We start from the raw sequence: 26163 nt of genomic DNA, 5'->3' as shown, positions 1-26163 counted from the left end.
GACAACAATGCTCCAATTCTCTATTACTGGGTGCACAATTCAAACCTTTTAGAGTACCCGCTGATGGAATTTCAAAAATGCAGGATTTTTTGGACATAGAAAATGAAAATTATCTCAATTAAGACGCCTACTGTCAAGCTTTCCCTCTTTTGTTACAGTTTATCATACCGCGCGCTCTTGTCAATACCGTGCCACGAAGGTCTGTGTTACAATATCTTCTTCTTAACTTTCCGGTTTTTCACTCTTTTGCATGCCGACCAAAAACAAGCTGATCGGCAAACAGATTGCATGGTTCCCGTGATATCTTGAGCCAGGTAGACTTTAGACCATCTCTTGAGCTTTAACACGCTAACTGTTTGGTTTACACTTCAAGCATGACCAGATCACAAGAACGAGGAGCCGTACGCAAACCGAGAGGGAAGGCAATCCCTGTTGCGCTCGTGTATCCGAATTCATACCGGGTGGGCATGGGTAATCTCGGGTTTCAGCATGTATATCACGTGATGAATGCGCACCCGCTGATTGCTGCGGAGCGCTTCTTTGTCCCTGATCCGCCGGACAGCAGAAAGCCCGAGTCTCGCATCCTATCTGAAGAAACCGGCAGACCTCTGAGGGATTATCCCTTGATAGCGTTTAGTGTGCCGTTTGAAAACGATTATCCATATGTTCCGTATATGCTGCGTGCTTCCGGGATTCCACCGTTGCGCAAAGATCGAACTCGAGGCGATCCTCTTGTGATTGCCGGCGGAGTGTCAGTGTCCATGAATCCGGAGCCGTTGGCAGAGTTCCTGGATATGGCCTTCATAGGTGAGATACCGGACGAGACCGTACAGGAAAATGGCTTGGCATCCGCAATAGCAGATCTCTTCACCAATGGTATTCCCGACGCACGGGAATTTCGTGAGGTATTTCGCACTGTTCCGGGAGCTTATGTGCCGGAGGCTTATCACTATCGCTTTCGCAACGACGGATCGATAGAAGAAATCGTGGTCGAATCCGGATTTCCCGAACGAGTTGCAGCCGTGAAGCGTAGAGGCAAAGAATCCTCTGTGCCGGTGTCGGTGCTATTCTCGCCTGAAGCGGAATTTGGAAACGATCTGTTGATTGAAACTAACCGAGGGTGCGGAAGAGGATGCCGGTTCTGCGCGTCCGGATGGATTCATCTTCCTGTCCGCTATGCAGAACTTACCCCATTGAAAAATCAAATTGATGAAGCCCTTGCGACAGGGAAAGGAATCGGCCTTGTCGGATCGGATTTGGCCGGCCATCCGAGGCTGAAACACATGCTGCGAACCATAGTGGATGCCGGCGGCAGATTTTCTTTATCTTCCATACGACCTGAGGGTGTTTCACGTGAAATAGCGGAACTTATGGCCCGTACCGGACAAAAGACAGCGACACTTGCACCCGAGACGGCTTCTCCGAGACTAAAGAGCGTAATAGGTAAAGAAATCCCGTCCGAACGTTTTCTGGAGCTGGTAGAGCTTTTGGTATCGGCCGGTATTCCCAATATCCGGTTTTATTTTATGATCGGATTGCCGACGGAAACTGATGAAGATGTTGATTTCATTTCCGATTTTGTGCTTGAATGCCGAAAAGTGTTCGTCGAGGCTTCCAAACCTCTCAAAAGGATCGGTACCATCGCGGTACAAGTGAATCCATTCGTGCCCAAACCCTGGACTCCATTTCAATGGGCGGCAATGGCTCCAGTATCGGTGCTCAAGAAACGAATCGACAGCCTCCGGAAAGCCCTTGCGAAAGTGCCCAATGTGGTGCTGCGGCAGGAATCTGTCCGTGATGCCCGTATTCAGGCTATCCTTTCCAGAGGAGATAGGCGTATTGCTGATATGCTGTTGGCAGAGTCATCGGAAAGACCGGTCATGAAAAACATCGGACGTGGCACGGAACTGGACTTTCTTGCATTCAGAGAACGCGAATCGGGCGAGATTTTCCCGTGGGACACGGTCGACCACGGAATCTCCAAGACAAAGCTTTACAGAGTATATGAAAAAGCCCTCTTGCCTCAAATAAAGAGGTAAAACCGTGAGAACTAGGATTAAATTGTAGCTCGCCCGGAATCACCGGCACGGAGGCCGGTCGCTACGAGGCACCCATCCCGCGTGTCGCGGGACCCCTACTCGATCCGGCATTAAAAACAAAAGGATTCCTCAAACCCTCATGGGTCTCAGGAATCCTGATGTTATATCAATTTGCATTCAAAATCCCCCCATTCCCCCCTTTATTAAAGGGGGGTTAGAGGGGATTTTTGTCTAACTTTGAAACCAAATCGGTATTAGACGAGATTCGAGGGATTTTTCAGTCTGAAACAGTTTTGATGATTTGTCCCGGCCAGATTTCTTCTCTCGAACGGGTAATCAGAACAGTGGAGTTCTTCTCGAAAGCTTTGAGGACCATTCCCTCTCCGACAAATGCGTCCGGAGTAGTGACACGCCGATTGGGAAAATAGGGATCTGGAACCGGCAATGCTGGACGATAAATGCTTAAAAGCATGCCTTCTTTCATTCCGTCGCATTCGCCTCGATCGATGAACACCACATCGTTTTCCAATCCGCCGGGTACCATAAGCGAACAGGTTTCGTGCCTTGCGAGAGTTAGAATGGTTCCCGTTAGCAACCGGTGAGTTTTTGAGGGTACGATCTGGCGGTCACGAGGGGTGAACAGACAAATCTTGTCTCCCTTGGCGAGTTCCATATAGCTCTCGAGAATGATCGCAGTGACAAGATCATGGCCCGTGCTGATGACTTCGACCTCGCCCACCAACTGGGTTAGCCACCCGATGTTCCGCTCCGTGTTGATGGGATGAGTTATGGGCCCTGTATCACGATACACCCCGAACCTATCTCCTACGAGAATAGCCTGCTTCTTGCTGGGACGGAAACGGATGTAAACAAGATCTCGCTCCAGGTACCAGGTTTTGTTTTCGTCCGGAGATGTGACAATATATCCCCATAACTGGATGGGCCGAGGGCTGAGCTTGTACCGAAAATACTTCTTGTCGTACGGAATACCTTCCAGTGGTACTTTTCGGATGACAAATCTCACTTCTTCCGGCACACCGGTTGGTGGATTATACGTTTGATTCATGGCTCCGTAGGGATATCTCTTGTGGAAAAGATTCACCTTTGTTCCCGGGACCAGGGCCTGATTCTCAGGCGCGGCGCTGCCTTCCCGTATGTGGATTGCCGGATTTTGATTCCACAGGAAGGGCCACAATGCCGAATTTCCGTAGAAGCCTTCGGCCAGTCCGTAAAGAGTATCGCCTCTTTGGACAGTATATTGATCTTCTGGCCGCGGAAAGATCTCGAAAGCCTGAGCGCTGTATCCCAGGGTAAGTGAGAGCGCGACGACGGCCGACAGTGTCAGGAATCTGAATTTATTCAGCATCAACGGCCTCCGCAACCTATTTTCTATAAAATGGTTGAAGGTTGTTCATTAAGCTACTAGTTTCTTATATATTTTTTTCATAAAATTGTCAAGCGTTTTACCCGCAGACATCAACCCCATAAAGCAAAGACAAGAAGGAAGAAATCAATTCGTAGGAATGCGCTTTCAAAGCTCAGGATTGGACGGGACTACTTCTTTACGGAGGAATTGTGCATTTGTACTAGTTGGCCAATTATGCGGTAATTGGGTTCAGGCGAGTGAGAAAAGTTCTGCAGATGGGTTCGGGGACGAACTTCGTACAAGAAATTCATCCCCGATTTTATTCTCTGATTACCTTGTATCAGGTCAAAACTTTCACATGAGGAATCGTCATAGGACCGAGCACCTTTTCAACGGGTGCAAGTATCAGGTCTCGAGGAGAAATCTTTTCAAGCACGTCTTCCAGATCTGCAGGCGAAGACAATTCTTCCAAGCGTTCGATAAAGTCGTGATATCGATTTCCCATGCCCTGAAGAACGGCAAGCTTTTGCTTCACAGAAGCCTGAGGCACAAAATCCAGATGGAACAGCAGAATCCCTGTGCAATCCCCGAGTTCTTCATTGAACAAGGGCAAGAGCAGAAGATTCTCCTGACCGTCGGAGCCCGAGTTCCAGATCAAACGCTCCATTCGCAGGGTGGTTCTCTTGCTACCACCGATAGCGCGGGGAGTATCGTACCTGGAAGATCTTCCACTGCAAAAACCGAATTTTTCCATTGCCTGAATCCACGGAGCACTCCCTGCCAGCCCCACCGGCGCGCCATCGATCGTCTTTACGATTTTGTAATGCATTCCCCCGATAATCTGGGAAATCATGGGGGATACGAGGCGTAAAATCCGACGATCCTGCTCACGAATTTGATCCGGCAATGCAGCCAGTTTGTCCAAAGCTTTGGTTATCAATCTCGGCAGCAATTCCAATGGTCTTGAAATACCAACAGTAACCGTTTTTGCCTGATGCCGAATAGTGTCAACAGGCCGGGTTAATTCTTCTATAGCTTTGTTGAGGATGAGGATACCGTTTTCGATTTCTTCCCGCACATATTCACCGGACTGGGTCAGCGGATCCAACCTGGCCATGTATGCAGCCAGACCAGCGACAGATGAAGCCGGCAGTGCAGCATTCATCTCCTCGGATGCGATAAGTGCCAATATTTTATTCATCCTGGAACGGAGCGAAGCCAGATTCCACGATTCCGGTTGCTCCAGAAATTCCGTGAGCAAAGAGCGCACCTGTCTGAGTTCGTCGGCTCTGGAATCGATCGCCCGGGCTGCGTGGAATCCCCAGAGATGGCCCGCAACCGTTGCGGGGACGAAGGCCAGACCTGCATCCATTGTGGGAACTTCAATGACCCTCTCTGCATAGGAGTTGAATCGTCCCTCACCCTTTGCGGCAAGCACGATGGGTTTACCGTTGTGTGCCTTGAAAATAGCCACTTCTTTCGCAGTATCCTGGACCAGTCGGTCCGGCAAATCGTTGGCGACCACCAGGGTGAGTGGTTCTGTCGAGAGATCGATATGTTTTTTATCTTCTGTGTAGTCGCAGGGTATGGATTTGTAGCAGAGTTCGCTCAGCTTTATACGAATCTCATCAGCCGCGATCTTATTCGGTCCATTCCCCACGAGTGCCCAGTTCCGGCTGCTGGGACCATATTTTTCGGCGCAGTCTCGGATGAAATCCGTTTGTTTGAGCACCCATTCGATTTCCAACGGAAGTCTCTCGAGTTCGAGTATTTCCTGAAAGATGTCCTCTTCAGGCATGCTCCCGAATTCCTGAGCCAATAGCAGAGCGGTGAGTTTCCCCGCGGCAATTTGAGAATAGAATGCTTTTGTGGATGCCACAGCCATTTCCACATCGCGTCCGTCGCTCGTATACAGATGGCTGTTGGATTTCGAGACCAGTGGAGAGTTTCTCCTGTTGACGATCGCATGAATCCACGCGCCTTGAGCGCCGGCGACATCAACGGTCCGGTTGGTATCGGTCGTTGTGCCGCTCTGGGAAATGGCGATCAGCAGCATGTCCGCAAGAGGCTCTTCCGAGAGAAACCCCGACATTTCCGAGGCCTTGCACGAGCCGACGGTTACTCTCGTTTTTGCCAGAGCGCGTTCGATGAGATATGCCACGCCTTTGGCTGCAACAGAAGCAGTACCCTGTCCGATAACCTGAATTCTGCGTATCAAAGGAAGACCCGGGTCCCGCAGTCTTGAAAGGAGCCGGTTGAAGCTTCCTCGACCGTCCATTTCAAAATCTATCCGATTGGCTGTTTTTCGGTATTTGTCCTTGATCGTCTTACGAACACTGGAAGGCGCATCATGAATCTCTTTTTCAAAATAGTGGTTGAAGGAACCACGGAATATGTCTCTACTGTGAATATAGATGGGTTCGGCAGAAAGCATAAAAGGACTGCCGTCATCGAGAAAACGTCCTGCTCCGATTCCGTTGTCTCGGTTTTCGACAGAGACGGTAACGAGAGTTCCCCCTCTCTCCGTTCCGGAAAGCGCATAGGATTGTCTTGTTCGAGCAGCGAGGCCGTACACTTCGGAAGCCAGGATCAATCCATCCTCAACTTTACCGAGAAACAGGCTTTGACCGCTGCCTTTTTGTGCCAGGAACAAATTTTCCGGGTGAAGGGGGTGTTGCATGGCAATGGCGAGCGATCCGTCACACGTGTTGATCACCTCTGCGAACCGGCTATCAGGCTCTTGACGCCAATCCGTACCGAGTCTGTACAGAACCGGGAGAATTTTTGCATCTGTCGTTATTGAAGACTCTATTTGGTATCCTCTGCAAGTGACTACCTGTTCCACGAGAGTTTTGTAATTGTCTACGTCTCCGTTCAGAACGAATTGAGCCGCCGCGTCGCGGACTGTTGCCTGGTGTTCCTTTCCGCACAGCACCCCATCAGCGGGATGACAGTTGGAAATGCTGATGATCCCATTTGACGCCCATCGGGTGTGAGCTATGATGTTCACCTGATCGGTTAAGGAAGCGATATTCCAGAGATCCGTGTCGTTGCGGATAGCGTCTCTCAGTCCTGCAGTATTGTCTCCGAGTCTGCCGACCAAATTTGCAACTTTGTAGATGAACGTGCATACGAAGCGCCCGTCCCCTGAAAACATGGATTCAACGGTTCTCTTCACCTTATTCTGGTCGCCCGCGTACGGTCCGGAAACAAAAGGCAAGACCGTGTCTGTGAGCACAGTGCATTGTATGGAGATTCCAGCCGAATCCCTGCCCCGGACTTCCAAACGGTCAAGGTTTTCCATGACCTGTTCTATCGCCCAGGCTACAAAGTGAGTCGCGCGTTGGGGAGCCGAAGATCGCACATCGTCCGGAAGCAAATTGACAGTACGTTCCACATTGTTCAGCAATTCGTGCTTAATTTGCCACAGCAGATCTCTTGTTTCTTCTGCCCTTTGTTCCAGGAAATCCGAGCGACCGCTCAGTTCCATTACACTCTCAATACCCTTTAAGGCCTTTTCGAGGGTTTCGGCCAACTGTCGGCATTTTTGCAGAGCGGGTGATTGCTCGACGAGTTGCATATGAATTCCGAAAGACATCAATTGATCGAATCGATCGAGCATATGCTTCAACGGCTTAGAAAAGTTTTCCCAATTTTGAGCTGCTACTGATTGTTCAATTTCTCGTGAAATGGAATCGAGCCACGACGAATCTGACGGCTGCTGCCATTCATGATTACTGACAAATCCGGCAATTCCGCACACTTTCAGACTCCTTTCTCATAATCCTTTTCTCATAATTAAGAGCCCGCTTGCAAACCAACGGAGTTCTTTCATTCTGGCGAGTTTGACCAAAAATAGCAACTCCGCTCTGAGGTTCAATTCAGAGAATAGTGCAAGTCCCCGTTTCGTGGGCCCGCCAGCTTTATACTCTGAGTTCGGAAGTGTGTGCAGTATTAATTCGCGGGAATCTGTGTTTTTTCCGGGAGGGGCATTGGCCGATGTTCGTTGTTGGTAGCAAGGGGAACAGGTCGAAAAATGGTGGCGAGGTCGGACCATGTCGATGCAGAAAGGAGCCCTTCAGATTTCAGCTCGGACAAACGTGTCTTTTTCACTGCTGGATCGGATTTGAGAAATTGCGTTTCGGAAATTAACATTCGCCATGCGGGAAGCTTCTCCAACTCCTTCTTCGTCAGCATGGTTATGAGCCCTTTACGTTCGAGATCCCGCAGTTTCAAAAGCTGATCGTAAGGAGAGGCTTGTTGAAAACCCTTATCCATAGCCAATGCTTCGGCCACGAGGATTGCCTCGGTCGGCACTTTGTAATGCCATCCCACCAGGCCGTTATCTTTGAGTTGCTTCAAAGCCGTGAGCCCTTCCAGAGGCGTGACGGGCTGGTACGTTTTTCCACCACTGATGAGACCTCCGGCGTACAAACGCGCGTACGCGAGGGAAACGGACCAATCCACCAGATTGCTTTCAGACAACTGCTTCAGGATCTCCAGTCTCTGAAGCGGACCGCCATTCATATATTGCGGTTGGCCCACCAGATATTCCGCCAGAAGAATGCGGTTGAGCACGTCTCTCGGGATACGAAGGTGACTCAACTGGTCGTCACTGTTGAGCTCCGCCCACCGTCTCAGCCGCTCCATGGGATCGGAGGGCTCTCGAAGATATCGATCGCCCCAGTCCAGGACCAGGAACGTCATATCCGAATGTCTCAATTTTTTATTGCGGAGCAGATCTGCTGCCAATCGTAATTTTGTCAATGGGTCTTTGCCTTTGAAGTGGGGCGAATCGATCACGCCGGTTACGAGATCGAATACCTCAAATCCTTCGGCACGGCAGTGGACAGCCAGTCCGAAAAGGAAAATCGAGCACAAGAAAACGGGAGTAACCAATAATCTATATCTGCAGGAGAACCTCATTAATCCAACCGATTCTTTGAAATGCGCTATGCAGAAGCAGGCGTACTGACAAGCATTTTGGAATTCTCATTGAGAAAACGCCCAAGCATATGAAACCATATGAAATGACCGTATGAGAAAACCGCTGCCATAATGAGACCTGCTACAAGAAAACCTGCTACAGGAACATCCGTCAAAAATACTGCAGCCAGAGACGCAATCATGCATGCCAGACCCGCAGCCAAAGAGACGAGAGCAATTGCCTGATATGGCTTTCCGGATTTCTTGATCAGAGTTATCGCTTTCATTGGATTCAGTGCCGTAACCAACTGTTTCGAGTTGCCTAATTCCAGGAGCGCGGCGGGAACGATAAGGAGCGTTCCTGAATACACCAATACCAGGACAACAAAGGACAGGTAACCGAATAATGCCATATCGTTCAGGAAAAAGGCTATCATAAGAGAAACGAGCACTGTCAAAGGCACAAGCGAGTACACTGCAAAAACCGCCAATACTCTCGCACCCGAGAGTATCAGGTCTTTGGCTTTTTTGAAATCCCATGCAGGCGGAGGAGTTGTAGGAGCAGTTTTGCTTTGTTCCATCACAGTAAAAAGGTACCCGAATAAAATACTCCAACCGATCAGGTTGAGTGGTACGCCAATCAGAAAATTAAACGACAGGACCGATGCAAGGACGAATGCAATTCCGGCAAACACAACTATGCCTTGCCATTTTCCCTCAGACACGGGATATCCCAGGAGTTTCTGAAAATCTATGGAAAAGGACTGCGCGGGCGAGGAGGAGGAGATTTTTTCTTGATCCAGGAGTGTAATAGCAGTCAGTGGTGGACGCAATCCTCTTTGACTCGGAGGAAACAACTCTCTGAAATTGGAAATTTCGATCGCCTTCACCCAGGGACGTTCGCCCAAACGCAGAGATGTCTCGGCAATTATCTCGCCTTCCCTGATCATGTCGAGGATTTCCTCGTCAGTGAACGGACCTTTGACCATTTCATCGGCAAGCATCAACCAACGGCGTTTTGAATCCGCGGATGGCGGTGGATGTTCGACGGCCTGAGCGAAGAAATGGCTTTCCACTAAGCTGGGCGGACGGAGATTAGTAGGTGGTGACGGGGTATCATGGTAATTTTCAAGTTCAGGCAATTGTGAGGTTTCGAATTCAAGCTTTTCCGGAGGAGGAGGAGGTTCTTCGTTTGATACAACTTTGATCTTGAGCACTTTTCCGCATTTCTTGCACTTGAAGCTCACCGGCTTGTCCGTGACGGGAATTCTCAATTTGAAGGAGGTCCCGCAGCCGCTACATTTAATTCTGGCCTCTTTTTTTTCCATGATTCTCCCGCACGTTCCTTAGAGCGCAAAACGGAGTCGTATAGCTGAAACGACAAAGAACAATCTGAAATCCCGCAATACGACTCAGTTTCGAATTTTTCCGAAACAGATGTTACCAACAAACGCCCAATTATGGAAAGCAATTTTTGTGACCCGATTTAAGCAATTCCTCACTTGGACTTTTTCGAAAGCATATGTATGTTAAACAGAGATGTTGATGGACTGCCGATGCATGGGAGGCCCTCGTGATCGATTTTCATACACACACGCTGCTGAGCGACGGAGTACTCATACCGAGTGAACAGGTACGGAGAGCAGCCCACATTGGTTATAGAGCGATAGGACTTACGGATCATGTGGACGGTTCGAATCTGGAAGATGTAGTCCCGCGAATCGCAAAGGTGGCGAAAGAACTAAACCGCTTTCAAGAAGTGCTCACTATTCCCGGTGCGGAAATCACCCATGCTCCGCCTGGACAGATACGCGAGCTGGTACAAGCTGCGAAAAAGTTGGGCGCAGTTCTGGTGGTTGTGCATGGAGAAACCCCGGCTGAACCTGTGGCTCCGGGGACGAACCGTGCGGGCATAGAATCAGGAGCGGATATCCTCGCGCATCCCGGATTCATAACTCCCGATGAGGCGAGACTGGCAGCGGAACTCGGTGTCTTCCTGGAAATAACCGCCCGATCCGGTCATAATCTCACGAACGGCCATGTTGCCAGAATCGCGTCGGTTTCCGGAGCGCGACTCGTGATCAACACGGATGCTCATGCTCCCGGAGACATGATAACCCGCGCAAGAGCGATGCAGGTTTTGATTGGAGCCGGTATGACCGAGGCTCAGGCCGGAGCGTCTTTCAACAATAACGAACAGTTCCTCGAAACCCTCAAACAAAGATTGTCGTGACGATTCGACCTCATTTCATGGATCAGTGACGCATGCCTTTTTTCTCAATGCGGCCCAGCAATCGTTTTAATCCATATGTTACCGGTATTATCGTAGCGTGCTGGCTTATTCTCGTTGGATATCTGGTGAAAGACCAGTTTCTCGAGGCAAGCGCAACGGTATCGGATTCTTTCCGTTTTTCCACGGTAGAAACAGATGATTGGTTCATCATACGGATCGCCGGCGCGTTCGGCGGCTTCGGTCGGTCCAGGCAGTTCAAAGGCGATTCAGGATGGCGTATACGCGATGACTTGAATATCTCTCTCAATTTGCAGGGTCAGGTCAAACCCGTTCGCATAAGCAACGAAGCTGAAGTGGACCAGGATTTCAGATTGATATCCTTTCGTCTCAGAGTGTCGTCGGGAATTGTATCGTTCGATCAAAAAGGCTACATGTCCGGACGAGATCTCATCATCGATATTCCGAAGTTCCAGGGTGGGGGCACAAAGAAGATCAAACTTGCAGAGGTCCCCAGAATGTCGCGTTCCCTCGGACTGCCTGTCCCACTCACCGGATTGCAGGTGGGTGATGACATACGACTGCCGATTTTCGATCCTTTGGACGGGAACAAATGGGATGCTGCTATAAAAGTTCTCGAGAAAGCGGACGTGGAAATCGGAGACAAGAAGATTCCCGCATGGAGAGTTCGGGCAACCTTCAGATCTGTGGAGGTCATTATGTGGATCGACGATCAGGGTCGACTCCTGAAAGGCAGAATGCCGCTCAATATTATGGTAGTCCGCTCCGACAAAAACGAAATTCAGCGTGAACTGAGAGCTTCCCGCGACCTCCCGGACCTTGTCGCAATGACATCGGTTCCTCTGGAGGGCACAATTCCGGAACCCGATAAGCTTCAGCGGATTAAATTGCAAATACAAGGAATTACCGGCGTTGCTCTGCCTTCCGATTCGAGACAGAAGATTTCCGGCACAGAAATCGAGCTGACCCGACAAGACTTGCCCGTATCAAGTTATGCGCTCCCGAATAAAGATCCCAGAATGGGCAGATATCTCATGCCGTCCAGATTCATCAGGAGCGATTCACCGGAAATTATCCGCAAGGCCCAGGAAATCGTCGGAAATGAAACAGATCCTGTCAAGGCTGCATTGCTCGTTAATTCCTGGGTGTTTAAGAATCTCAAGAAAGTCCCCACTCCTGCTGTTCCCGACGCATTCAGCGTGCTGCAGATGGGTCAGGGCGATTGCAACGAACATGCGGTACTTGCTGCATCATTCGCCCGGGCAATAGGTCTGCCTGCTCAGATAGCTGTCGGGCTGATCTACTCGGAAGGCGGGTTCTTCTACCATGCGTGGGTGGAATACTGGACCGGAAGCTCGTGGCTTGCTGCCGATCCATTGATGGATAAAGCCCCTATTCCTCCTCTTTACATTGCGCTCCTTCATGGAGACGTGGACAAGCACGTTAACGTTATGGCGTTTTTAGGGGAGTTAAAATTAAAGGTACTGGATATCACGGTTATGCCGGGTAAAGAGGTGTCTCTAAGCAGATGATTCACATTGAGAATCTTTCCAAGCAATTTAACAAAGTACTGGCAGTCGATCACATCAATTTGGATGTTCCGGCAGGCGAGATAATGGGTTTTCTCGGGCCCAACGGAGCCGGCAAGACAACGACGATTCGCATGCTGGCAGGACTTATGAGGCCTGATACCGGCACGATCAGGATAGGCGGGGTCGATCTTGGAAATGAGCCTGAAAAAGCCAAAGCAATGGTGGGATTCGTTCCGGATCGACCGTATCTGTACGAAAAGCTCACGGGATGGGAGTTTCTGCAGTTCAGCGCGGGCCTTTACAGGGTGAATGGCAAAGAGCTGGATCGGCTCGGCATGTACTATCTGGAATTGTTCGAGTTGCTGGATTGGAAGGACGAGCTCATAGAAGGTTATTCACATGGAATGAAGCAGCGCCTGATCATCAGTTCCGCTCTGCTTCACAAACCAAAGGTATTTATTATAGATGAACCTATGGTCGGTCTCGATCCTAGAGGCGTGAGACTGGTGAAAAATTTGTTTACCGAAATGGCAAAATCCAGGGGGATGGCCGTATTCCTTTCCACGCACACCCTGGCAGTTGCAGAGGAAATATGCTCGTTCATCACTATCATCCACAAGGGCAAACTCATTGCGTCCGATACTCCACAAGGGATAAAAAGTACGCTTGAAATTTCCGGGGGTAACCTGGAAAAAGCTTTTCTTAAGCTTACCGGGCATGACGAAGTGGATGGCCTCAAAGGAAGTCTGGGTCTGGCAAATATTGGGTGAAGAATGGCAACGAAGTCTCTCTAAACACACGTTTACATTGTGGGCAAGCACACATAATTATTGGATAATAGGTCCTTTAGCTATTTTGTTTCTTTGAAGATTGCATTTGCTTTCTACAGTAAACGACGATATGTTTGCGCATCTTGTGATTCAGGAGGTTTTGGCAGCGGTGGCATTCCCACGATTAATAAATCTTGGTTTTCAAATAACGCGATGGCTGTCGATTCACAAACTGATCACGGGCGGCGCCGGTACGATTACTATTATCGGAATATTGTGGGCTTCCTTGAATGCCCCTAATAGCAACATTCATCAGATCCTCTTGACAATATGGTTATGCATATTGTTGGTTTTTGCTCTAGCTTTGGCGTTTCTCAAGAGCAGGGAAGCTCGGTTGGCCTCGGCTGGCCTGAGCATTCATAATACTTTTCACAAAATAAGAGATGCCTACTTTTCCCTTGCGACACAAGATACACCCACAACTGTGATGGAACATATCAGGGAATCTCTTGCAAGCTTCGCAAATATTTTCAGCCTGTTAGCTGGATCACCATGCCGAGCGTGCATTAAGCAGGTGTCATGTACGGGGAGGGCTGGTGAACATAACCCACGGTCAGTGCAGGTTACCACATTCTGTCGATTCCCCAGCACACCGGATCCAGGACTTAACCATGAACAAGATTATGTCTCCGACAATACTGACTTCCTTGTTCTGTTTCGACAGACCCCTGGAAACTATTTCTATTCCAACAATCTCTTAGGAGAGAAGGGATACCGGAATTCTCACTGGACTCCTGAAAGAATCAGAGAGGGGAAATTTGACTATATACCGATTCTCGAAAGTAATCACGGATTGTGAAGAGCAGTTCCCAGCAATTGGTAGCGCCGGCCTCCGTGCCGGCGAACAATTCACCAAACAAAGCAATAAGTTATCGCCGGCAGGGACGCCGGCGCTACTGATTCTTCCCATTGCAGGCATTGGATTCCGTCAAGACTTTCGATAACAGCTATAGATCCACCATTGTATGGCCTATTCGTAAGATCCTGGAGGGAGGAGACCACGACACGTGGGGATTTCTCTGCATTGACAGTATACGGCCACACGTTTTTGTGATAGACTCGGATTTTCCTATCGGAGCGGCCGTCGCCGACACTCTGTACGTCCTGCTGAAGGAAATGGACGATCGCATCAACAAGGAGGAAACGCTATGAGAGATTATAGCGCTCTTCATTCCGGAAACTGGCTAGAAGACATTTCCGCTGGAGATAGCCCTAATATGGTGACAATTGCGGTACGAACTACAGAGGGCAAGATAGCTAGGTTCCATGTGGCGAAGCGCCCGCTATTGGATCGTATAAAGGATCTTGAGATGAAACCTAGGAAACGAAAATTAAAGTAGATTCCAAATGGGTTGTCGGATCTTTTCCTACAACCCATTATCAGATTTTGTCGTTCAATATCGCTGAATGAATGATCACCTCTTTCTCCCATGCCTAATCCTATGCCTTACATATCACCGAATTGAGAGACGATTTTGAGATGACTTTTTGATTTTTGGTCGGAAAAGCCGTACATTATTCGAAATCCTTGTTCGAACACAGGAAGGTCGCATTGGAATTCAGGTACAGACTCCCTCATTCTCCAACGGACGACTCGTGCGAGCGGTTTGTCAGAATGGCTGGAGCCAACCTTGCGGGGGAACTGGAATTCTGTTACGTTGTAATATTATCCAAGGAATTGGATGTGCAGTGTATGCATAAATTCCATGTACCTGTCTCGGGAGTATCTCTATGAAGAAGTCCAGGACCGGAGTTGCAGTCCTTTTTATAGGTTTTCTCATAGTGGCGTTTGTCGCCCTGATAATGACTCTGTCTATGTTATCCAATGAAAAAGAGGAAACGGGCACCTGGTCCAGCATTCTCGAGGGTGGTAACAAAATCGGAATCGTAACTATTGAAGGCACTATCATGTCTTCGGATGACATCTTGAAGCAATTGAGAAAATACCGGAAGAAGTCATCGATCAAGGCAGTGCTGTTGCGAGTGAATTCTCCGGGGGGAAGCGTAGCGCCGGCTCAGGAAATATACCGGGAAATAGCTCGTCTGCGGGAAAAGAAACCCGTTGTCGTTTCTATGGAAACCGTTGCGGCTTCGGCAGCATATTATATATCAAGTAACGCCGATGCCATCGTGTGTTCCCAGGGAACCATAACCGGCAGCATCGGGGTCATAATGATTCTGCCCGAAATTCACCAGATCATCCAAAGAGTCGGAGCGGATGTGAATATAATTAAGGCGGGAAAATACAAAGACATCGGTTCGATCACCAGACCGCTTACTGAAGAGGAACGTGGAATTCTCAACGGATTCGCGGCTGAAATCCACGAACAGTTCATTTCGGATGTAGCCCGAGGACGCAAAGGTAAAATAGAAGAACAGAAGCTCAGAGAGATAGCGGACGGAAGATTTTTCACGGGGGAAAAAGCAAAAGAATGGGGGCTTGTCGATGATATCGGCAACTTCTATGATGCAGTGAAAGTCGCCGCGAAATTAGGTAAGATAAAAACAGAGCCCGAACTTGTCTATCCCAAGAAAAAATGGGATAACCTCCTGGACGTGTTCATGGAATCAGCGGCTTCAGCCGTCGTAAAGGTGGTGGAACGCACACGGGCATTACAAGCACCGACGATTCAATGAACCGTTTTTTTATTCACGGGAAACACTAATCCGTCAAACGGAGAACAATATCGGTTCTCGTGAAATAATCACCATACATTGAACGGAGAAAGGCCTTATGGAGATCAAAGAATCTCTTACGTTTGACGACGTGTTACTTCAACCGTGCTATTCAGAAATTTTGCCCACCGAAGTAGATGTCCAAACGAAACTTACCAGAGAAATTACATTGAATATCCCGTTGGTCAGTGCTGCCATGGATACCGTTACCGGGTCCGAAATGGCTATTAGCATGGCTCGGCAGGGTGGCATCGGCATCATTCATCGCAATCTCGCGGTGAAGGATCAGGCGAAAGAGGTTGACCGGGTGAAACGGTCGGAATCCGGAATGATTGTGGATCCTATTACTATTAACCCGGATCAACGCATTTCCGACGCACTGCAGATCATGAAGAAATATCATATCTCCGGTGTTCCTGTGACGGTCAACGGGTATTTGAAAGGTATTTTGACAAACCGCGATCTCAGGTTTGTGGAAAATCTCGATCTCAAAGTTGAAGAGGTCATGACCAAAGAAAACCTGATCACCGTGGACGAAAGAATCGATATAGAAACATGCAAAGCTCTTCTCCACAAACACAGAATCGAGAAGCTTTTGGTAGTGGACAAGAATAATCGTCTAAAGGGCTTGATCACTATTAAGGATATTCAAAAAGCCATCATGTTTCCTGATTCTGCAAAAGACCCGCTGGGTCGACTTCGGGTTGGCGCAGCAGTGGGGGTCGGGCCGGATCGTGACGAAAGGGTATCCGCTCTGACAAAGAGAGGGGTTGACGTCATTGTTGTGGATACATCCCACGGGCATTCGAAGAATGTCATTGAAACCGTGAAGCTCATAAAGAAACGCTACAGCGACGTTCAGGTCGTGGCGGGCAATGTCGCGTCCGGGGAAGCGGTAACGGATCTGGTGAAGGCCGGGGCGGACGGGATAAAAATCGGTGTCGGACCGGGCTCCATCTGCACCACTCGGATTGTTGCAGGAGTGGGCGTGCCGCAGATAAGCGCCATTTTAGACTGTGCGAAGGCTGCCAATAAATTGGGTGTCCCGCTGATCGCTGACGGAGGAATAAAGTTTTCCGGCGATATTACGAAAGCTCTTGCTGCAGGCGCTCACACGATCATGATCGGCGGTTTGCTTGCAGGCACGGATGAGAGTCCCGGAGAAATGGTGCTCTACCAGGGGCGCTCATACAAATCCTATAGAGGCATGGGGTCTCTGGAAGCAATGCGCGAGGGATCGAAAGACCGATACGGCCAGCATGAGGGAGTCTCGGAGAATAAACTTGTCCCTGAGGGCATCGTGGGCATGGTCCCTGCAAAAGGTCCTCTGGCGCATTCCATCAATCAGCTTATCGGCGGTCTCAAGGCTGGCATGGGGTATCTGGGGGCCCATAATCTCGAGGAGCTTCGAGCAAAGGCGCGCTTCTTGAGAATAACCGCTGCAGGCTTGAAGGAATCTCATGTGCATGACGTTGTCATCACGAAGGAAGCCCCCAACTATCGGTTGGAACCTCGTTGACAAATGGAACCGTCCATTCGGATTCTTCACATGGACAATACTCTCCTGTGTGAAGATTCCGAGGTCCATGTGAGTACTCGAGGGGCGCGGCCGTCGCACAGGTCAGCCGCCCATCCCGATTCGCATCGAAATAGAACAAACATGGGACCCTTTGTGCATGACGGTGTCCCACTTCGGCGTTTGATTCGCAAAAGACACTATCCGGAAGTGTGCGTCAACTGCGCTGCGCTCTTCCGAAGGATACAACGATCATGATACGAGCACTCGTTTTCGGCGTGACCGGGTACACGGGCCTTGAGCTTGTCCGCCTACTTTCGACACACCCGGAGATCTTCATAGTGGCCGGAAGCTCCCGAACGTGGGCAGGAAAGAGGGCATCGGAAGCGCTCCCATTTGTTAATCGCGCAAAGGATTTTCCACTTCGCACTCTCGAAGATTTGCTTGAAGATCCACAGGCGGACATAGCTTTCCTGGCTCTTCCACATGGCGAATCCATGGCGGTGATCCGTCCGCTCCTGGAGGCGGGTCTCAAAGTCGTAGACCTCTCTGCGGATTTGCGTCTCAACGATGCCGAGGTATACCAGGATTGGTATGGGCCTCATAAAGATCCTGAGTTAATTCCCCGCGCGGTGTACGGATTGCCGGAGCTTTATCGTGAAGAAATCAGAAAGGCCGACCTTGTGGCAAATCCCGGATGTTATCCTACTTCGGTGATTCTTGCCCTGGTTCCCTTGATGAAACTTTCGGAAGTGGATACAAGCTGTCCCGTGGTGGATTCCAAATCCGGAATCTCCGGAGCCGGAAGAGGGGCGAAGCTCAATACCAGTTTCTGTGAAGCCGGAGAGAGCTTCAAACCGTATGGAGTGATTCGTCACCGGCACATACCGGAAATGGAACAGGAACTCTCCAAGGTTGCAGGTAAACCGGTGAAAGTCCGGTTTACTCCGCATCTCATACCGGTGAGCAGAGGGATGGTGAGCACTATACACGTCCGCCTCATCCAACCCCTCTCAGCCGTGTCAATCAGAGAGCTGTACATTGAGCATTACCGATCGGAACCGTTCGTAAAAGTGTTGCCTGCAGGAAAATTTCCGGATACCGCATTCGTGCGCGGGTCGAATCAGTGCCACCTGGCAATCGAAGTTGACGAGCGCACAGGATGGCTTATTGTCATGTCCGCGATTGACAATCTGGTCAAAGGAGCTTCCGGAGCCGCAGTGCAGAATGCGAATCTCATGACCGGACTGGAGGAAAGTTCGGGTTTGTCCGGACTGCCCTTGTTTCCATGATTCCTGACGGAACCTTTTGTCAATGAGGGAGCGAGAGAAATGAAATCTGCAAAAAGGAGTGTGGGAACCGATCTGGGACTCCAGGACGAAGAAAAGAGAGAACTCCACAGAATCGCCAGAACAGTGATCGAATCGAGAGCCGCCGGGAAACCTGTGCCGCGCATCGTTCCGGCTTTTCCGAGACTTGCAGAGAAGTTCGGAGCCTTTGTGAGCATTCACAAGAGAGGAATGCTGAGAGGCTGCATCGGGTGTCTCACTGCTGACGATGCTCTCCACCGGACAGTGGAAGAAATGGCTGAAGCGGCAGCCTTTCGCGATCCTCGTTTCACGCCTGTGCAAACAGAGGAATTGCCGCACTTGGAACTGGAAATATCCGTATTGACTCCATTCGTGGAAATTGAAGATACGGCAGATATTCAGATTGGCATTCACGGCCTCATGATACGCAAAGGTAATTATTCCGGACTGTTGCTTCCCCAGGTAGCCGCCGACAGGAATTGGGATACCATCACTTTCTTGGAGGAAACGTGCAAGAAGGCGGGCTTATCAAGAAGCGCGTGGCAAGACAAGGAGACCAAAATTTATGTCTTTTCGGCTGACGTTTTCTGAACCAGCAACCGGGACCGTCTTCAATAAGAAAGCAGTTGCGCTGATCTCCGGAGGATTGGATTCAGCATTGGCCATACATTTGGTCAAACAGCAGGGAATCGATGTCACAGCGATCCATTTTACTTCTTTTTTTTCAATTGACGATCCGGAGGCGAAGGATTCTTCGGTCCGCGTGACTGCCGAGCAACTTGACGTCCCAGTGAAGTTTATCCAACGGGGAGAAGATTTCATTCAACTCCTGAGGAATCCCCGATACGGGTACGGCAAGAATCTCAATCCTTGTATCGACTGCCGCATCTACACGCTTGTAAAAGCCCGGGAATATATGAAATCCATCGGAGCATCGTTTCTCGTTACCGGCGAAGTGGTTGGACAACGCCCCATGTCGCAGCGCCGCCATACCCTGCGGCTTATCGAAAAACAGGCTGACTGCAGAGGGATAGTCCTTAGACCGCTTTCCGCGAAAGTACTACCTCCGACCGGGCCTGAGGAAGCCGGAATCCTCGATCGCGACCTGCTGCTGGGCGTTGCGGGACGCGGGAGAAAGATGCAACTGGATCTGGCTGCCGACCTCAATCTCAGAGGGTTTTCTTCTCCCGCAGGAGGTTGTCTTCTCACGGACCGGAATTTCTCACGAAGATTGAAAGATCTCCTCACATCTTCAGAGCACGTTTCCTGTGAGGAATTGGCAGCCCTGCGGATCGGGCGACATTTCCGCGTACGCCCCGGTCTGAAAATCGTTGTGGGAAGAAGTGAAGAAGAGAATAATCAACTGCAAGAATTGGCACAGAGCAGGAACTTCATAATGCCTTTCGTTTTCCCAGGTCCGGCAGTACTGGTGCTGGGCAATCCGGACGAGGGAGAAAAGGAACTGGTCTGCCGAGTGATCAGGCGGTACGCGAAACCAATCCGTCGTGGTGATATGTTCACTCTACAACGGCCGCAGTGCGAAACCGAAATTATACAAGCCTCGGGATTGCCTTCCGAGGAATGGCTATCCGAGCACCTGATTTAATGTAATGTGCCTCAGAGAATGGAACCTTGGAGGACCTGTGATATCAATTTGCTTTCAAAGTTAGACAAAAATCCCCTCTACCCCCCCTTTATTAAAGGGGGGAATGGGGGGATTTTAATGCAAATTGATAGGAACGCTTCCCCGGGTCTCTTATGAAAGGAGTCGATTGTGGAGTGCCCGCATTGCAGGAGAGAAATTGGGCAGGATCCGGAGCAACGTTTCTGTCCGTTCTGTGGAAGAGCGCTCGGCGACTCTTCCTACACAGGATATGATGACAGCCCGGATGAACCGGACATTCGCTTCGAAAGCGATTTCGAGCAGGAGCAAAGCGGCTACTGTCCCTGGGAAGACCAGGAGAATCTCGGGTTCGGGACTGCATTGGTCCAGACGATTAAAGCAAGTATGTTTTCTCCGGCCCAGTTTTTCTCAAAAATGCCCGTACGCGGTGGGGTTCTCCTGCCGTTGCTTTTTGGAATTATCGTTGAAACCGTGGGGAGCATGGCGGCATACCTGTGGTCGACAGCAGTAGGCGGTCAGGGACTTTTTGAATTCTCGTCAAAGACTCCGATTCTCTTTGCTTTGCTCATACCGTTATTCGTCTTCTTGGGATTATTCCTTTGGGGAGTGATACTTCACGCCTCACTCTTTTTGGTAGGCGGGGCTCAGAGGGATTTCGAGGCAACATTTCGTATCGTTTGTTACACATCTGGACCAGAATTATTTGGAATCATTCCGGTAATTGGTGGCATAATTTCATTGATCTGGAAACTGTATATAACTGTGGTGGGTTTGAGAGAGGTACATGGGATCTCGAACGGCAGAGCCATAGCAGCACTACTGTTGCCATTAGGACTGTGCTGCGGCCTGGTGTCGATCGCGATCCTGAGTGCCGGATTTCTTGTATCCATGAGCTCATGACTAATACCGATGTGCGTTCAAAGAAGTAATCCCGCTACCGGCGGGAGCAAATCCGGTCCCGGCATGTCTCCGACGCGAAGTCAGGCCGTGCCGTTTGTAGCGGAGGAGATTTGACGGGACCGGCCAAAAACAGATCTCTCAATATTCCCTCCATGAAAGCACATCGTCATAATTCCGAAGCGAGTACAAAGAAAAAGGCGGCAAGAATTCAAGACCGCCATCGAGTTCATTTAGCTGAAAGGACGAGTAAAAAGGAAATTTCCGATTTATTCACCCAATTTTCACAAGTGCCTTTTTTACCAATAAGTGCGTCTCATCAAGCGTCTACGAGAACTCGAAGGCCAATAATACGATCCGCTGCTCGGATAGAAAGAACTGCCGCAATAACCTACGGGAACCACGTAAACCCCTGTTGTGGAGCTCGGCATGTAGCCTGAATATCCACTGGAGCTGCTTGGCCAATAGGACATCCTTGTGCTGCTGAGATAACCGCCGGAACTGCCGTAATATCCTCCCGAACTCCCATAATACAGCCCCGAGCTGCTGGAGCCGCTACCCCAGCCGCTACCCCAGTACGTGTACGGCGCCCATCCAAAACCGGTGGCAAGCGTTGCAAAGGCCGCAGTGACTCCAATGATCGTCAAGACGATAGCCAGTTTTTTCATGACAACACCCCCTTGATTGTCTGGTTTTGCTTACGGGTTTGCTCGAACAAGAGCCTCGATATGCAGCATCCACAGTAATTTATGACAGTCCAGCTCTCTGTGATAGTGAAGCCTCCTTAAGATCTACTGTTCCACCGGGAGCTGAAATTGTCAAGGAAGCCGAAAATGCCTCCGCGGAACTGCATTTGCGTGAGAGCAATTGCCAAAATTAGTGTCCGATTGAAAATAGGAATATTGGTGGGTGCCGTGCCTCCGTGCCGGCACATCTTCAATATGATCAATGATATCGATAGAATGAACCGGCAGGGACGCCGGTCCCCACTAGTATCTTGTATTGGAGCATGGGATAAACGTCAGAATTTTTGGTAATCGCTTATAACCGCGAAAAAGACTATCAGAATGTGGATTACTTCGGTAAGAAGTCCGACAAAGAATGCTGTGGGTTCTCGTCAGTCGCGAGAACGAAAAAATCCATATTAATTTTCATTCCTTCGATTTATGTGTGCGGATTTGAGCAGATCTACCACGGCCACATGCCTCATCGACGATGCCCACATCAGCGCTGTCCAGCCATTTCTATCTCGGGCTTCCGGATCTGCTCCGTTGTCGAGCAGTTCCTTGACTACGTTTGTATGGCCTTCAGCCGCTGCTACGATCAAAGCCGTAGCTCCGTACTGGTCGCCAGCCTCCATATCGGCTGAATGAGCCAGGAGCAGTTGCACCAAATCCACATATCCTCTACGTGACGCGCGCATGAGCGCCGTCCAACCGAATTCATCTTTCGCATTAACCTGTGCACCCGATTCCAACAGGTGTTTTGCTACGTGACCGAATCCTCTCCTGCATGCTTTCATGAGAGCCGTCGCTGCATACTGATCCCGTGCATCCGGGTTGGCGCCATGATCCAACAGTAGTTTGACCGCATCGGGAAAGCCCATTGAGGCCGCCCACATAAGCGCAGACCATCCGAATGCATCTTTGCTGTCAGGGTCCGCACCTGCATCCAAAAGTAACTGAATCTCCGATAATTCCCCAGAAGCTGCTGCATCGAGAAGCTTGCTATTCATGACTTTCCTCCGACATTCAGGTCAGTGAAATGCAGATTTCTCAGAATTATTTCGCGCCGTACGAGGCAAGAATCTCCATCAGTTCCGTGTGTCCGGTGGATGACGCCCACATGAGAGCCGTCCAGCCGTTCTTGTCCTTTGCATGCACATTCGCTCCTTTTTTCAAGAGCAACTCCACGGTGCTCACATCTCTCTCTGAAGCGGCTATGATCAACGCCGTAGCACCATAGAGATCGACGGCATCCATATCGGCTCCCTTGGCCAGAAGCAATTCCACTATTCTCCTCGAGCCTTTTCGACAGGCCCTCATTAAAGGGGTCCATCCGAATTCGTCCCGGGCGTTCACGTCTGCGCCATAGTCGAGCAGTAACTCAACGAGATCGAAATGTTCACGTCTGCTGGCCTTCATAAGAGGGGTGGCTCCGTATGGATCTCTTGCCCCATGATCGGCTCCGTTTTCCAGGAGTATTCTTGCTGCCGACTCATACCCCATGGAGCATACCCAGAGCAATCCGGTCCAGCCGGCCTTGCTTCGTGCGTTTACGTCAGCTCCCTTTTCTATGAGTTGTTTCAGAGTGTACTTGTGGTTCTCTCGACATGCCCAGATGAGCGGAGTGTACCCTTCATCGCAGCGGGATTCAGGATCAGCTCCGGATTCGAGAAGCCGCTTCACCACTTCAGCACGCCCGGTCTCGGATGCCCTGATCAGAGCAGTTCTCCCCGCATGGTCTCGAGCATTAACGTCGGCTCCCGCAGATAAGAGCACATCTACAATACCGATCTGCCCCATACGGGAAGCGATAATAAGAGACGTCTCCCCCTCGATTGTCCGAGATTCGATATCGATACCCGCTTCGATCAACTGTTCTGCTACGTCCTCATAGCCGAGAGAAGAAATCACGAGTAGAGGGTTCCTCAATTTCTTATCGGCAAGTCGAACGTCCGCTCCTTTTTCCAGTAGCATTTTGATGAGCTTTGCGTGACCGTGACGACATGCTTCGATAAGCGCCGTGACCCCATAATCGGTTTGCACGTTCACATCCATGCCTCGAGAGAGGTATCGTTCTACTGCTTCCGAATTTCCCGCCCCGGCGGCGCGCACGAAATCTTCGATTTCATCAAGCATTTCTAACTCCAGAAATTCTGGTGATTCCGAATTTTGAACAGAAGTAAACCCGGAATCCGGCCAAAGACAAAGCATACGCAAGCATTGTGCCAGATCTCACTTCTATAGCACGCGATTACATACAGAAGTATGAAAGGTTTTCATAGTTCGACGAAAAATGCATTACTGAAATGAGTATGTCGGCCTTTTTTACAGAATGTAAAAACATCTCGGCACCAGTCATGAGGATTATCATACGTTTTTTTCCAGGTAATTACTTGGAGGGAATTTAAACGATGTGGACAATGGTGGGACAGCAACATCCCCAACAGTCATCCCGGGCTGGTTCCAAAGGGCATGCTTAGTCATACCACGGGCGGTATACATTCCCCGCCCATGGATTGCCATCTCTTTGAAGTGACTGAATATGCAGGAAAGGCTCAGCGCCAGCGCTGATTTCTTCCCGCTCCTCCGAATCCTTGTCTTCCTCCTCCTCCACCGCCGCCGCCCGGCCGATCTGTCTTGGGGCGAGCCTCGTTTACCTTCAAATTTCGTCCCATAAAATCTCTGGCATCCAATTCCTGAATTGCTTTGAGACCTTCTTCGCGTTCCGGCATTTTCACAAATCCAAAACCCCTGGGACGGCCCGTCGTTTTATCAGAAATGATAGTCGCAGATTCAACCTGGCCAAATGATTCGAACAATTCTTTGAGTTGGTCCTCACTGGTCTGAAAGGACAAGTTGCCTACATAGATGTTGATAGAAGCCACTTTCATCACTCCTTTGGTAGTAATACCCTTGCCGGTAACAAGTGGTACGAAAGCGAAACAACTGATTGTCCCTGGGGAAGAAACGGAAAGAAAAACACGAGCAACTGAGGCACGAGCGGTGGTACCCTGAACTCTTGAATAACTTGCTTTTGTGCCCGCAAACCTAATCAGCCGGGAAGAAAAGCAAGGTAGAGGCTTGAATGTTATGATGGGTCGTATTCAGGTGTCAAGAAAATTTGTCTCGTACAGGTAACTGTTTATGCAGGTAGAGTAATTGCCGAAATTAGTGTCCGATTTGAAGAAGAGGTATTGGTAGCTGCTGGCCTCCGTGCCGGCACATCTTCAAAAATAGTAATTGCATCAGTAGAATGGACTGGTAGAGAGAAAGTGTCTCAGAATATCGATCCAGGATTTATGTATTCAAGGCGTCGCCGTGACTGCCACGCATCGGGCACGCGCACAGGTTTGAGCATGTGTTCGGAAAGAGTATCGCGATTGTCCATTCAGCAGTTCCACCAAATATTGCCATTGCGAGGAGAGAAGCGATCCCGCGTTTCGGGGGACAATCGCCTGGGATCAGGCGCTTAATCTAAGGCGATTGCTTCGCTTCGCTCGCAATGACGAGCGTTAAGATCGAAGTAACCATGAGGACCCTAAGGATTGATAAAGCATCTGAAAGATTTGTTGAATCCAAAAACACTATCGAATATGACCGCACTTATAGTCGCCGCCCACCCGGATGACGAAACAGTAGGTGCGGGTAGTCTCATGCCCACATTTCGGCGACTTTCCATTGTGCATGTTACCGATGGCGCCCCGCGAGACATGAAAGATGCTTTCCATGCGGGCTATTGCAGCCGCAGCGGTTATGCGAATGCCAGAAGAATGGAACTGTTTCAGGCGTTGCGCTTGGCGAGAGGAGAGTCTCTTGATTGCTCGTGTCTCGGCTATGTAGATCAAGAAGCGGCTTTCAATCTGAGCGAAATCACCAGAAAAGTGTTGGATATTGTTGAGACAGTCAGACCCGATCTCGTGCTTTCGCATTCATACGAAGGGGGCCATCCCGATCACGATTCCACTGCATTCGGAATTCACATGGCACTGCGTATGCTGAAGCACAACGATGGGTATGGTCCCACTCTGATCGAATTCCCATCCTACAACAATCACTCCGGTCATGCTTCTTTTCTTGAGTTTTTGCCTGTACCAGGCTTTCAAGAATTGGTCAAAACGCTGAGCCCTGCGGAACTTGAGAAAAAACGGCGCATGGTTGAATCGTTTGTTTCACAAAAGAGTTTTCTCAAAGTGTTTCCTCTGCAATTGGAGCGTTTCCGGTTCGCACCTGGCTACGATTTCAATGTTCCTCCTCATCAAGGGAAACTTTACTACGAGAATCATGATTGGGGCGTCAACGGCAAAACGTGGCGTGCTCTCGCTAAGAAGGCCTGCCTCAAATTGCGTGGTGGAATCCGGACAAATCCAGTAATTCAGGGTCATTGATTGAGTTTCAGAGTGACTCAGGGCAAATCATAGAACGAAAAAGGGAGATGCTCACCAGACCAGCACCTCCCTTTTCTCTCCCAGCT

21 protein-coding genes are annotated in these 26163 nt (G+C 49.8%); 13 read left to right on the top strand and 8 right to left on the bottom strand.

Features of this window, described 5'->3' with window-relative positions:
* The first annotated feature begins 374 nt into the window (after window positions 1–374).
* Window positions 375–2039: a radical SAM protein gene (locus tag DESTI_RS22940; protein WP_014812365.1), complete on the top strand. Its 1665-nt coding sequence runs from the start codon at window positions 375–377 to the stop codon at window positions 2037–2039.
* A 277-nt stretch (window positions 2040–2316) separates the two neighbouring features.
* Here DESTI_RS22940 and DESTI_RS22935 read toward each other — a convergent pair whose 3' ends face one another.
* The 4 genes from DESTI_RS22935 to DESTI_RS22920 form a co-directional block, all read right to left on the bottom strand.
* Window positions 2317–3405 (bottom strand): LysM peptidoglycan-binding domain-containing protein, encoded by a 1089-nt coding sequence (locus tag DESTI_RS22935; protein ID WP_014812364.1) that lies wholly within the window; start codon window positions 3403–3405, stop codon window positions 2317–2319.
* A 340-nt stretch (window positions 3406–3745) separates the two neighbouring features.
* The gene (locus tag DESTI_RS22930) at window positions 3746–7168 is read right to left on the bottom strand and encodes an SIS domain-containing protein (RefSeq protein WP_014812363.1); all 3423 of its coding nucleotides are present in this window, start codon (window positions 7166–7168) and stop codon (window positions 3746–3748) included.
* A 191-nt stretch (window positions 7169–7359) separates the two neighbouring features.
* Entirely contained in the window at window positions 7360–8304 is a 945-nt protein-coding gene (locus DESTI_RS22925; RefSeq protein WP_041286426.1) for a hypothetical protein, read from the bottom strand.
* Window positions 8305–8357: 53 nt separating this feature from the next.
* On the bottom strand, window positions 8358–9659 hold the full coding sequence (locus DESTI_RS22920; RefSeq protein WP_014812361.1) for a DUF4013 domain-containing protein: 1302 nt from the start codon (window positions 9657–9659) through the stop codon (window positions 8358–8360).
* A 245-nt stretch (window positions 9660–9904) separates the two neighbouring features.
* Between DESTI_RS22920 and DESTI_RS22915 the strand changes: the two genes are divergently transcribed.
* The 11 genes from DESTI_RS22915 (at window position 9905) to DESTI_RS22855 (ending at window position 20970) form a co-directional block, all read left to right on the top strand.
* On the top strand, window positions 9905–10564 hold the full coding sequence (locus DESTI_RS22915; RefSeq protein ID WP_014812360.1) for a histidinol phosphate phosphatase domain-containing protein: 660 nt from the start codon (window positions 9905–9907) through the stop codon (window positions 10562–10564).
* 32 nt (window positions 10565–10596) lie between these two features.
* Window positions 10597–12114, top strand: coding sequence for a transglutaminase-like domain-containing protein (locus DESTI_RS22910; protein ID WP_014812359.1), 1518 nt, complete (start codon window positions 10597–10599; stop codon window positions 12112–12114).
* The gene (locus tag DESTI_RS22905) at window positions 12111–12884 is read left to right on the top strand and encodes an ABC transporter ATP-binding protein (protein WP_014812358.1); all 774 of its coding nucleotides are present in this window, start codon (window positions 12111–12113) and stop codon (window positions 12882–12884) included. The genes DESTI_RS22910 and DESTI_RS22905 overlap by 4 nt, the downstream gene beginning before the upstream one ends.
* A gap of 969 nt (window positions 12885–13853) precedes the next feature.
* Window positions 13854–14096, top strand: a complete 243-nt coding sequence (locus DESTI_RS22895; protein ID WP_041286424.1) for a hypothetical protein — start codon at window positions 13854–13856, stop codon at window positions 14094–14096.
* Window positions 14093–14284, top strand: a complete 192-nt coding sequence (locus DESTI_RS22890) for a hypothetical protein (protein ID WP_014812356.1) — start codon at window positions 14093–14095, stop codon at window positions 14282–14284. Before DESTI_RS22895 ends, DESTI_RS22890 begins: the two co-directional genes overlap by 4 nt.
* 391 nt (window positions 14285–14675) lie before the next feature.
* Window positions 14676–15581: a signal peptide peptidase SppA gene (sppA, locus tag DESTI_RS22880; RefSeq protein ID WP_014812355.1), complete on the top strand. Its 906-nt coding sequence runs from the start codon at window positions 14676–14678 to the stop codon at window positions 15579–15581.
* Between the two features lie 97 nt (window positions 15582–15678).
* Window positions 15679–17139: an IMP dehydrogenase gene (gene guaB / locus DESTI_RS22875; protein WP_014812354.1), complete on the top strand. Its 1461-nt coding sequence runs from the start codon at window positions 15679–15681 to the stop codon at window positions 17137–17139.
* A 251-nt stretch (window positions 17140–17390) separates the two neighbouring features.
* The gene (argC, locus tag DESTI_RS22870; RefSeq protein WP_014812353.1) at window positions 17391–18428 is read left to right on the top strand and encodes an N-acetyl-gamma-glutamyl-phosphate reductase; all 1038 of its coding nucleotides are present in this window, start codon (window positions 17391–17393) and stop codon (window positions 18426–18428) included.
* 39 nt (window positions 18429–18467) lie between these two features.
* Window positions 18468–19037: an AmmeMemoRadiSam system protein A gene (amrA, locus tag DESTI_RS22865; protein ID WP_014812352.1), complete on the top strand. Its 570-nt coding sequence runs from the start codon at window positions 18468–18470 to the stop codon at window positions 19035–19037.
* Window positions 19012–20052 (top strand): putative tRNA(5-methylaminomethyl-2-thiouridylate) methyltransferase with PP-loop ATPase domain, encoded by a 1041-nt coding sequence (locus tag DESTI_RS22860; RefSeq protein ID WP_014812351.1) that lies wholly within the window; start codon window positions 19012–19014, stop codon window positions 20050–20052. The genes amrA and DESTI_RS22860 overlap by 26 nt, the downstream gene beginning before the upstream one ends.
* A gap of 168 nt (window positions 20053–20220) precedes the next feature.
* A complete protein-coding gene (locus DESTI_RS22855; RefSeq protein WP_014812350.1) occupies window positions 20221–20970 on the top strand; it encodes a YIP1 family protein in 750 nt (249 codons plus the stop codon).
* Window positions 20971–21266: 296 nt separating this feature from the next.
* Here DESTI_RS22855 and DESTI_RS30980 read toward each other — a convergent pair whose 3' ends face one another.
* The 4 genes from DESTI_RS30980 to rbp form a co-directional block, all read right to left on the bottom strand.
* The gene (locus DESTI_RS30980) at window positions 21267–21635 is read right to left on the bottom strand and encodes a hypothetical protein (RefSeq protein WP_014812349.1); all 369 of its coding nucleotides are present in this window, start codon (window positions 21633–21635) and stop codon (window positions 21267–21269) included.
* Between the two features lie 476 nt (window positions 21636–22111).
* On the bottom strand, window positions 22112–22702 hold the full coding sequence (locus DESTI_RS22850) for an ankyrin repeat domain-containing protein (RefSeq protein WP_014812347.1): 591 nt from the start codon (window positions 22700–22702) through the stop codon (window positions 22112–22114).
* Window positions 22703–22748: 46 nt separating this feature from the next.
* Window positions 22749–23828 (bottom strand): ankyrin repeat domain-containing protein, encoded by a 1080-nt coding sequence (locus DESTI_RS22845; protein ID WP_014812346.1) that lies wholly within the window; start codon window positions 23826–23828, stop codon window positions 22749–22751.
* A gap of 419 nt (window positions 23829–24247) precedes the next feature.
* On the bottom strand, window positions 24248–24583 hold the full coding sequence (gene rbp, locus DESTI_RS22840; protein ID WP_052316088.1) for an RNA-binding regulator: 336 nt from the start codon (window positions 24581–24583) through the stop codon (window positions 24248–24250).
* A 654-nt stretch (window positions 24584–25237) separates the two neighbouring features.
* Here rbp and DESTI_RS22835 point away from each other — a divergent pair.
* The gene (locus tag DESTI_RS22835; RefSeq protein ID WP_014812344.1) at window positions 25238–26077 is read left to right on the top strand and encodes a PIG-L deacetylase family protein; all 840 of its coding nucleotides are present in this window, start codon (window positions 25238–25240) and stop codon (window positions 26075–26077) included.
* Window positions 26078–26163 lie beyond the last annotated feature (86 nt).

Origin of the sequence: Desulfomonile tiedjei DSM 6799 (assembly GCF_000266945.1) — a bacterium.
Taxonomy (GTDB): Bacteria; Desulfobacterota; Desulfomonilia; order Desulfomonilales; family Desulfomonilaceae; genus Desulfomonile; species Desulfomonile tiedjei.
Note: the sequence above shows the minus strand (reverse complement) of the source record. Positions and strands in the feature narration are given on the sequence as shown.